The 8517-nt window shown below is 60.3% G+C and carries 10 protein-coding genes; 4 read left to right on the plus strand and 6 right to left on the minus strand.

From position 1 onward, the window contains the following. Window positions 1-94: 94 nt before the first annotated feature. The gene (locus NZ453_RS11585; protein ID WP_263770743.1) at window positions 95-313 is read left to right on the plus strand and encodes a hypothetical protein; all 219 of its coding nucleotides are present in this window, start codon (window positions 95-97) and stop codon (window positions 311-313) included. A 50-nt stretch (window positions 314-363) separates the two neighbouring features. Further along, window positions 364-1221: a KPN_02809 family neutral zinc metallopeptidase gene (gene ypfJ, locus NZ453_RS11590; protein WP_263770744.1), complete on the plus strand. Its 858-nt coding sequence runs from the start codon at window positions 364-366 to the stop codon at window positions 1219-1221. Here ypfJ and NZ453_RS11595 read toward each other — a convergent pair. From NZ453_RS11595 to NZ453_RS11610, 4 genes are all read right to left on the minus strand, one after another. Beyond that, a complete protein-coding gene (locus tag NZ453_RS11595; protein WP_263770746.1) occupies window positions 1202-2119 on the minus strand; it encodes a DUF4824 family protein in 918 nt (305 codons plus the stop codon). The genes ypfJ and NZ453_RS11595 overlap by 20 nt on opposite strands. Continuing rightward, window positions 2116-3201, minus strand: a complete 1086-nt coding sequence (locus NZ453_RS11600; RefSeq protein WP_263770747.1) for a DUF2157 domain-containing protein — start codon at window positions 3199-3201, stop codon at window positions 2116-2118. The genes NZ453_RS11595 and NZ453_RS11600 overlap by 4 nt, the downstream gene beginning before the upstream one ends. 105 nt (window positions 3202-3306) lie before the next feature. Further along, window positions 3307-4119, minus strand: a complete 813-nt coding sequence (locus NZ453_RS11605) for a pseudouridine synthase (RefSeq protein ID WP_263770748.1) — start codon at window positions 4117-4119, stop codon at window positions 3307-3309. A gap of 247 nt (window positions 4120-4366) precedes the next feature. After that, a complete protein-coding gene (locus NZ453_RS11610) occupies window positions 4367-4711 on the minus strand; it encodes an FKBP-type peptidyl-prolyl cis-trans isomerase (RefSeq protein WP_263770750.1) in 345 nt (114 codons plus the stop codon). 114 nt (window positions 4712-4825) lie between these two features. Here NZ453_RS11610 and NZ453_RS11615 point away from each other — a divergent pair, with 114 nt between their 5' ends. Together NZ453_RS11615 and NZ453_RS11620 are read left to right on the plus strand one after the other, a co-directional pair. After that, window positions 4826-5932, plus strand: coding sequence for an HD domain-containing phosphohydrolase (locus tag NZ453_RS11615; protein ID WP_263770751.1), 1107 nt, complete (start codon window positions 4826-4828; stop codon window positions 5930-5932). After that, a complete protein-coding gene (locus NZ453_RS11620) occupies window positions 5932-6720 on the plus strand; it encodes a tRNA threonylcarbamoyladenosine dehydratase (protein ID WP_263770752.1) in 789 nt (262 codons plus the stop codon). The genes NZ453_RS11615 and NZ453_RS11620 overlap by 1 nt, the downstream gene beginning before the upstream one ends. 10 nt (window positions 6721-6730) lie before the next feature. Here NZ453_RS11620 and NZ453_RS11625 read toward each other — a convergent pair whose 3' ends face one another. Next, window positions 6731-7669: an MBL fold metallo-hydrolase gene (locus NZ453_RS11625; RefSeq protein ID WP_263770753.1), complete on the minus strand. Its 939-nt coding sequence runs from the start codon at window positions 7667-7669 to the stop codon at window positions 6731-6733. A 45-nt stretch (window positions 7670-7714) separates the two neighbouring features. Continuing rightward, the gene (gene msrA / locus NZ453_RS11630) at window positions 7715-8269 is read right to left on the minus strand and encodes a peptide-methionine (S)-S-oxide reductase MsrA (protein ID WP_263770754.1); all 555 of its coding nucleotides are present in this window, start codon (window positions 8267-8269) and stop codon (window positions 7715-7717) included. Window positions 8270-8517: the final 248 nt, after the last annotated feature.

Genomic DNA, 8517 nt, shown 5'->3' on the forward strand with positions numbered 1-8517 from the left:
CTCTGATTCACGTAGACGAGGCTCGTCTATTGCTTGATGGCCGCCCGACGGCGACGGAAAATGGTGCCTTGTCACTCAGGAGCAGAGGAAACGCATGGCCGGTGGAGGATGGAGTTGCCCGCATGAAGTCGATGGGCGATGCAGCAAGGTCAACAATCTGCCCTGCGACCCCGGAATGAAAGGGTGCGAATTGTACGGCCGGTACACCTTTTTTGACGGCAGCAAGAACGATCGCCTCTTGCAGAAGCAGGCTCGCGCGAAGGCGCAAAAGGCCGAGAGTGATTGCGGAGAAAAAGCCGACACGGACGACTAACCTTCGTCACTCGATCCCCGACGAACGGCATCCGCAGCAAAGGCAATAAAATGCGACTTGACGACCAGGAAGAAAGCGGTAACGTCGAAGACCGGCGCGGCGGCGGTTTCGGCATCGGAGGCGGCGGCCTCGGGATCGGCACCATCGCCGTCGCCCTCGTGGCCAGCTACTTTTTCGGCATCGATCCGACCGTGTTGCTTGGCTTGGCCTCGAACTTCCAGGCTTCCACACCCCCGCCAGCCAGTTCGAGAAAGCCGCCGGCCGGCGACGAAATGGCGCGTTTCGTCTCGAAAATTCTGGCCAGCACGGAAATGACATGGGGAGAAGTGTTCCGGGAAGCGGGCGCCCGCTACCAGGAGCCCAAGCTGGTCCTTTTTTCAGGCGTCACGCCGACGGCTTGCGGTACCGGTCAATCGGCGATGGGGCCGTTCTATTGCCCGGCCGACCAGAAGGTATATATCGACCTTTCGTTCTATCGCGACCTGAAAGAACGTTTCCACGCCCCCGGCGAATTCGCCCAGGCCTACGTGATCGCACACGAGGTCGGCCACCACGTTCAAAACTTGCTTGGTATCTCGGACAAAGTGCGTCAGGCGCAACAAAGCGCCGGACGCGCCAAGGCAAACGCGCTTTCTGTCCGCCTGGAACTACAGGCAGACTGCTTTGCGGGAGTCTGGGGCTACCGGGCCGATGCGGCGCGCAAGATCATCGAGCCGGGCGAAATCGAACAAGCGCTGACGGCGGCCTCGGCCATCGGCGATGACCGGCTGCAACAGCAGTCGCAAGGGCGCATCGTGCCTGAATCGTTCACCCATGGCACGTCGGAGCAACGCGTACGCTGGTTCAAGCGCGGCCTGGAAACCGGCGACATGCGCCGGTGCGACACGTTCAAGGCGGCGGCGCTGTAGTTTTTCCGGTCGCCGTAGCGGAAGAAAAGTTGACGTCGGTGATCCAGGGTTCGTACCGCTGCCCGAAGGCTACCCGAGCCTCAAATTTGGCGGCGTCTTCCTGTACCGCGTTCTTGTACTGCAAGTAGTCCGCATCGTTTGACCACCGACCGGCGAATAAGGGACGAAAACGGTACGGAACGTTGATCTCGGTCGCGCTGATGCCGCTCACCACGCCGCGCGCGGCGCTCGCGGCCGAAGCCGAGGCCGCTGATCCTGACGCCCATGGCCGCACCTGCCCCTTGACGATTGCGTAGCGGCTACTGTCCGGATATCTCGCGCGCAGCTCGGCGGCGTCGAGGCCGGCGTCGACGACGAACAACCGGCTATTCTCATGCTCTTCTTCGCGCAACGTTCGGCGCAACGATTCGCGACGGCGCTTGTTTTCTTCACTCCCTGGTGAGGCATCGAGTTTCGCCTCTTCAGCAGCGACGTATCGACGGGCCTGCTCCAGCGCACGACCATACGCGTCGCCGGCCATCTCCAGCACGAGCAGAACGTCACGAGAAAGCGCCTTCTCGGTTTGCTGCGTATCGTCGGCATAAGCACGCAAGGTAAAACCCAGGCTGCGCATCTTCGCTTCGTCGAGCCAATCCGGCGGCGCATACCCGTACGATCCCGACGGCGCCGCATTTCCGTTGGCTTTGGCGGCAACGCGCCAGCGCAAAGTGAGCGCGACACCGCTGTTCTCGTGGCTCGCCCACCGATAGGGCATCTGCAATTCACGCTGCGAAACCGAGAGAACGCTCTCGGGATCTCCGTGACGATTCCATATCACACCGCCCAGCGCTACCGCGTTTGTGACGAGAATCAGGACGAAGCCGGCGATCATGGGCGCGCGGCCCTGCCATTTGATCATGACGACGCTCCCTCCTCCCCTGTTTCACTCTGGCGCAGACGCTTCATGATCATCAGGACGAGCAGCGCCGTCAGGCCGAGCACCAGAAAGAAAAGGTATTTCGGCATGACGTCCCACCACCAATCGTAAAACTTGGTGTACAGAAAGATGACGAAGAACACGACGCCCGTGTTGACGGTATCACCCCAATTGCGGCGCAAACCCAGCCAAACGAAAACCGCGCTGAGGAAAAAACCGAGCAGTTGATAGCCGCTCTCGATGGCCGAAGGAGTCCACTCAAGGTAACTCGCTGCTCCCCAGTGCGAGAGAACAAGTACCGGCAGAAGCAATGAGAGAAGTCCGCACAAACGGAAAACCGCAGGAAAGTCGTCACGCCGGTTATGGGTGAAGAACTGCGGCCAGAAGAACATCACGATCGCGACTGGAAAGAAGTTCTCGGGCCGCTCGCCGAAGTGAATCCAGTACACACCACTCCACGTGCCGACGCGCGCGGCTACGTAGGCGATAACGCAAAGTAGCGCTGCGGCGAGCAACAGGCGCAGATCGCAAGCGTAGGCAAGCAACAGGGCGTAGGCCGCCCACGGCAACAACGCCTTGTCGGATGGCGTGATATTGAAGATCTGGCCGAGCATGACGACGTTGAGAACAAAGCAGGCGAAGGCCACCATGGCGGCCAGCTTGGTGAAGTACCCGCTGCCGTCACGGCCGCGAATCCACCACGTTACGGCAAACGACGTGAGCGATGCGGTGACCAGCAGCGCAACCTGCGCGTACTCCGAAAAAAGTCCCCAGAACTGGCGAAACAGGAAGAAAACGCTCGCCGCCAGTGCGAGCGCGCCGCAAAATGATGCTATACGCATACCCCAAGAGAGACGGCTGGAACGCACATCGCGGTCGATATCGAACTCGCGGGCATACTCCGCAAGCAGGGCGTCATGGTGCGCAGAGGCAGCCTGACGTTGTTCGCCAGACAGAACGACCACGCCGTCCGCTTCAAGTCGATTGAGTTCTTGCCGGAATATCCGAATGTCGTTGGCCCGCCGTTGCGCGGCGGCGCGCGATGCTGGCTCTATGTGCCTCATGTGCCGTTTCCATGATGCGGACATGGCGTCCGCGGATGCGACAATACCGCGCGGAACGGCCGGTCGCAACGGTCACCGGGGAAGTGTTACTTCGGACGCGAGGCGTCAGAACGCCTCGTTCTCCCGCAAGTATCGCCATTTGCCGAGCGGCAGGTCGGCGAGCATGACGCGACCGACTCGTACTCGCTTGAGTCCCACCACGCGCAGTCCAACGAGTTCGCACATACGGCGGATCTGGCGTTTGCGTCCCTCGTTGAGGACGAAGCGCAACTGGTCGGCGTTGAGCCATTCGACTTTCGCCGGTTTCAAGCGGCGGCCGTCGAGCGATAGCCCATGGTTGAGCAAGGCCAGGCCGTCGTCCACAAGTTGCCCTTCGACGCGAACAAGGTACTCCTTTTCGACCTTGGAATCCTCGCCGATCAACTGCCGAGCGACGCGGCCATCTTGCGTAAGTACGAGTATCCCCGTCGAATCAACGTCGAGGCGGCCGGCCGGCGCAAGACCTTTGAGGTGTGAGGCGTGAAAGAGCGGCGTATCCGGCGTCTGATACTGATTCTCCGGTCGAATCAGGACCAGCGCCGGTGTAAAGCCCGGTTCGGGCTGTCCGGAAACATAGCCGACCGGTTTGTGCAGAATCACGGTCATCAGCCGTTGCTGAACCGCACGTGCCGCCTTGTCGAGCGAAATCTTGGCACTCGGGTCGGCACGGGTCCCCAGTTCGGAAACGCGCTCTCCATCGACGAACACCCACCCACGCTCGATGAACACATCGGCTTCCCGGCGGGAGCACAGTCCCCGTTCGGCCATCAATTTCGAGACGCGAACGCCGCGCGGCGCCTCTGCTTCAATCGGCATGCCGGGAACGGCAGGAGGTTCGCGGCGCGGCGGGCGCGAGCGCTCCGATAGTGGCTTAGCCACCCGTTTTTGCTGTGGTCGTACTCCACGCGCCGCATCGACCGGCGCGGCTCCTCCTTGTGGCCTGCTCTTGGGGCTCTTTGGCTCCGCCTTGGGCGCAGTGGCTTTCGGCGCGGCAGGTGCGCGCTTATTCGGAACGATAGCGCTAGCACGCACAGGTTTGCGGCCGGTTCTTACTGGCTCATCCCCGGTGTTCGGACGTGCGGGGACGGTTAGCGTTCGACGCGGTTTGTCGGACATTGCCCTGGCGTCACAGAATGTCGAGTAGTTCGACTTCGAACACGAGCGTTGCATTCGGCGGAATGACGCCACCGGCACCGCGCGCCCCGTAGCCGAGTTCCGGCGGGATCGTCAGTTTGCGCACGCCGCCGACGCGCATGCCTTGCACGCCTTCGTCCCAGCCGGCAATGACGTGCCGCTGCCCGAGGGGAAACTCGAAGGCTTCGTCACGATCCCGGCTGGAGTCGAACTTGCTGCCGTCGGTCAGCCAGCCCGTGTAATGAACGCTGACGAATTGACCGGCAGATGCCGTCGCGCCGTCGCCGAGTGTGATGTCTTCGATCTGAAGCCCCGAAGGGGTGGTAGTCGTTGCCATAGCGTGTCCTCGTGTGAAAGCGGGAGTGTAGACTAGCCGCCGGCGCGCGGCCAGCTAACCTTGCTTCGGCCTTTCGGCTACACTTCGGGAAGCAAGGACATCGGGAATCCGCCCATGGACATCCGCTCAATCATCGCACCGGCAATAAACGACAAAGTGGCGCTCGAGGAATTCGTCGAGTCGCTCAACGACCAGGCGCCGAACATCGAGCGCGCGATTGCTCGTCTCAAGAGCGATCCAGCCGATCATGAAGTAATTAGCGCCCTCTTTCGTTCGATTCATAACGTCAAAGGCGACGCGACGTTGTGCAAGGTTGATTTCGCCGTGGCGATCGCGCATCCGATCGAAACGTTGCTTGCACGCTTTCGCAACGGCGAAATCGTTTTCAGCGACATCCTGGCCGAAGCCATCCTGCTCGCCATCGACCGCCTCGAACTCGCGGCGGAGGGCTTGTTCGCCGGACGAAGCCTGGAGAATCTGCGTCTTCTCGTCCTCGTCCAAGGGTTGGAAAAAATGGCGATGGCCGCTCCCGCGGCTATCGACGAAAATGCGTGCGAACTCATTGAGGCGGTCACCGGATTTCGGCCAGCCACCGAAGCGGCAGCGCAGATTCGAGGACGAGCGCCAACTGCGTCGAGCAAATCGTCCCCCCAAGGTGCCGAGGATCTGCGCTTCTTCCGCACTCTCGCCGACCAACTGGAAGCCCGCTCTCCGCTCTTCAAGGGGCGAACGACACGGCTTTTGCGGCTATCGCTGGAGACAAATGTCGTACGCAAGAAAGTTGTCGACCCGGTGCAACTTGAAGCGGCCGTCTATATGCACGATATCGGCATGATGTTTTTGCCGGAATCCGTATGGCTGAAAGTCGAGCGTATGACGCCCGAAGAACAGCGGATCATGCGCGCGCATCCGGAATACTCTGCCGGCATTCTGTCGCGCATGGAGGGCTGGGCCGATGCAGCGCAGATGGTGGCCCAACACCATGAGATGCCTGATGGGGCGGGATACCCTTCCGCGATCGGCGCCGCGGAAATCTGCGACGGCGCCAAGATTCTAGCCATCGTCGATGCCTTCGAGGCCGTGATGCTCAAACATATCAATCGCGGCCGCAACCGCTCGGTGCTGCGTGCGATTGCCGAAATTAACGCTTGCAATAACCAGTTCGCGCCCGAGTGGATCGAACCGTTCAATCAAGTGATCCGGCGTACGGTCGAGGCTTGATGCTTGAACTGGAACACGAGACGCCCGATCTAGAACGACGCTTTGGAGGTGTGCGTCGCCTCTACGGTGAGCATGCGCTGCGGCTGTTCGGCGCGGCGCACGTCGCCGTCGTTGGTATCGGCGGCGTCGGTTCGTGGGTTGCCGAAGCACTCGCCCGGTCAGCGGTCGGGCGGTTGACGCTGATCGATCTCGACATGGTGGCCGAATCGAACGTGAACCGGCAGATTCACGCGCAGGACGGGGCTTTCGGAAAAGCAAAGACGAGCGCGATGGCCGAGCGCATCCGGGGGATTAACCCAGCCTGCGCCGTTATCGAGATCGAGGATTTCGTTACGCCGGAAAACGTCGGTTCCGTACTCGATCGCGGGTTTGACTTCGTCGTCGACGCGATCGATCAGGTTCGAACGAAGGCCGCAATGATCGCTTGGTGCAAAACGCACACCGTGCCAATGGTGACCGCTGGCGGCGCTGGGGGAAAGGCGGATCCGACTCGCCTGGCCATCGACGATCTGTCGCGTACGGTGCAAGATCCGTTGCTGTCTAAGGTGCGCTCAATGTTGCGCAAGGAACACGGATTCCCGCGCGACCTGAAGAAGAAATTCGGCATTCCTGCCGTATTCTCACACGAGCCGCTGCGTTACCCTGACGAGGGCGCTGCCTGTGACATCGCGCCGACACGAGCCGGGCTCAATTGCGCCGGGTACGGGTCGGCGGTGTGCGTCACGGCGGCGTTTGGTTTCTTCGCTGCAAGCGAGGCGTTGCGGCATATCTCAAGAGGGGGCAACTAAGCCGCCCCTGCTAAACCGGGTTATCGAGCCAGACGCAGAGCCCTTGCGCATCAAGGTCGAGGTCATGGGTGTGCACGCGGAGCACTTCGGCCGGCGACAACCGGCACCCGAAGCGCTGCGTCTCCTCAAGCAGCAATTCGCTGAGCCCGGTTCGAATTCGCTGGTAACGTTCTGCGCCGGTATCTTTCTCGCGCTGTGCGATCGCAACAAAGGCATCGACAAGTCGATGCAATTCGTCGGCCTTCGCACGCGGTTCACTCACTCGCCCGAAGTGCGTAAGGTAAACCGCTTGCGGGCGCAGATCCATCAGCATATTGATGGATCTATGCATTGACGGCGGATCGAACTGAATGGGTGTCGTCGTCGGAAAAATAAACTGGCGCCCGTCGGTATCGAGTTCTCGGAACGAGACGCCGAAAATGTCGCCGGTGAAAATGTTTCCCGTAACGGAATCGAGAATCGCGTTATGGTGGCGTGCATGCCCCGGCGTGTCGAGGCACACGAGTTCTCGGCCGGCGAGGTCGAGACGCATTTCATGAGTCGCTTCGACAATGCGTGCAGCATCGATAGGCAGGATATCTCCGTACAAGCGGCGCGTGGCTTCTGCGCCGTACACAGCGATGGTGCCTTCGATGAGACGGGAGGGATCGGCCATATGCCGAGCGCCCCGAGGATGTACCACCAGCCGAGCATTCGGAAACCGCCGCATCATTGCACTGGCACCGCCGGCGTGGTCCAGGTGGACATGCGTCAGTATGACAAAGTCGACGTTCTCCATTGGAATCGACAGGTGTTCCAGCGCCGCCAACGCGTTGGGAACCGAATCGTTACACCCCGTATCGACTAACGCCGCCCGGCCATCTTGAACGATGAGGTGAATCGCCGCGACATTCGGCCTTACGTAGTGCGCGTCGACGGCGAAAATGCCATTCTCGTAGGGAATCAACATGCGTGCCTTTCCAACGTCACTCTGGAAGGCGCGATTATCCCTGATTCACGTATCACCAGCATTCCGCTTGGCGTATTTCGGAAAAAGATGGTGCAGCTTGCCGACCTTCGGCGCGACGACGAGGCGGCAATACCCCTGCGTTGGGTTGTTCTCGAAATAACGCTGATGGTACGGCTCCGCCTCAAAGAACGGCGCCTCATCCCTCACTTCGGTAACCACCGTCCCGCCGAGTTTGCTTTGCAACTCGCGGATAAATGTTTCCGCCGTCCGACGTTGTTCAGCGGTGTGACAAAAGATAATGGACCGGTACTGTGTCCCGACGTCGTTTCCCTGCCGATTCAACGTCGTCGGGTCATGAACTGAAAAGAAGATTTCCAGAATCTCCCGGTAAGTGATTTTATCTGGATTGAACCGCAGCTGGACGACCTCCGCGTGCCCGGTCATGCCTTGGCACACCGTCTCATAAGACGGCGTCTGGACATGCCCTCCGGCATAGCCCGAAACAACCGATTCGACTCCGAGGACCTGCTCGAAGACAGCTTCAAGGCACCAGAAACAACCGCCACCGAGTGTGGCAACTTCACGTTCTTCCTCCCGCACCGCATTCTCCTTGAGGAAAGTCGCAATCTAGAATCGATAAGACCCGTGGGAAAGCTGAAAGCTCCGGGAAACCTTTTATTCATCTCGGCGGAGCTTCATCAGGCGACCATCGACTTGGTGAGTAATCGCATTTGAGGCGACGGTATTTCGTGGGACGCATTTCGGGGGAAGGAGTGCAGATACTGGAGTGTTCTTCTAGCGAGGCGTTATGGTCGGCGTGGACCGCAGCGAAGGCAACTCTTTAGCGA

It is taken from the genome of Propionivibrio soli (genome assembly GCF_025770765.1).
Taxonomy (GTDB): Bacteria; Pseudomonadota; Gammaproteobacteria; order Burkholderiales; family Rhodocyclaceae; genus Propionivibrio; species Propionivibrio soli.

Excerpts from the sequence above, each read along its gene's own strand:
- NZ453_RS11585 (WP_263770743.1), top strand. The coding sequence starts at position 95 with ATGGCCGGTGGAGGATGGAGTTGCCCGCATGAAGTCGATGGGCGATGC.
- ypfJ (WP_263770744.1), top strand. The coding sequence starts at position 364 with ATGCGACTTGACGACCAGGAAGAAAGCGGTAACGTCGAAGACCGGCGC.
- NZ453_RS11595 (WP_263770746.1), bottom strand. The coding sequence starts at position 2,119 with ATGATCAAATGGCAGGGCCGCGCGCCCATGATCGCCGGCTTCGTCCTG.
- NZ453_RS11600 (WP_263770747.1), bottom strand. The coding sequence starts at position 3,201 with ATGAGGCACATAGAGCCAGCATCGCGCGCCGCCGCGCAACGGCGGGCC.
- NZ453_RS11610 (WP_263770750.1), bottom strand. The coding sequence starts at position 4,711 with ATGGCAACGACTACCACCCCTTCGGGGCTTCAGATCGAAGACATCACA.
- NZ453_RS11615 (WP_263770751.1), top strand. The coding sequence starts at position 4,826 with ATGGACATCCGCTCAATCATCGCACCGGCAATAAACGACAAAGTGGCG.
- NZ453_RS11620 (WP_263770752.1), top strand. The coding sequence starts at position 5,932 with ATGCTTGAACTGGAACACGAGACGCCCGATCTAGAACGACGCTTTGGA.
- NZ453_RS11625 (WP_263770753.1), bottom strand. The coding sequence starts at position 7,669 with ATGTTGATTCCCTACGAGAATGGCATTTTCGCCGTCGACGCGCACTAC.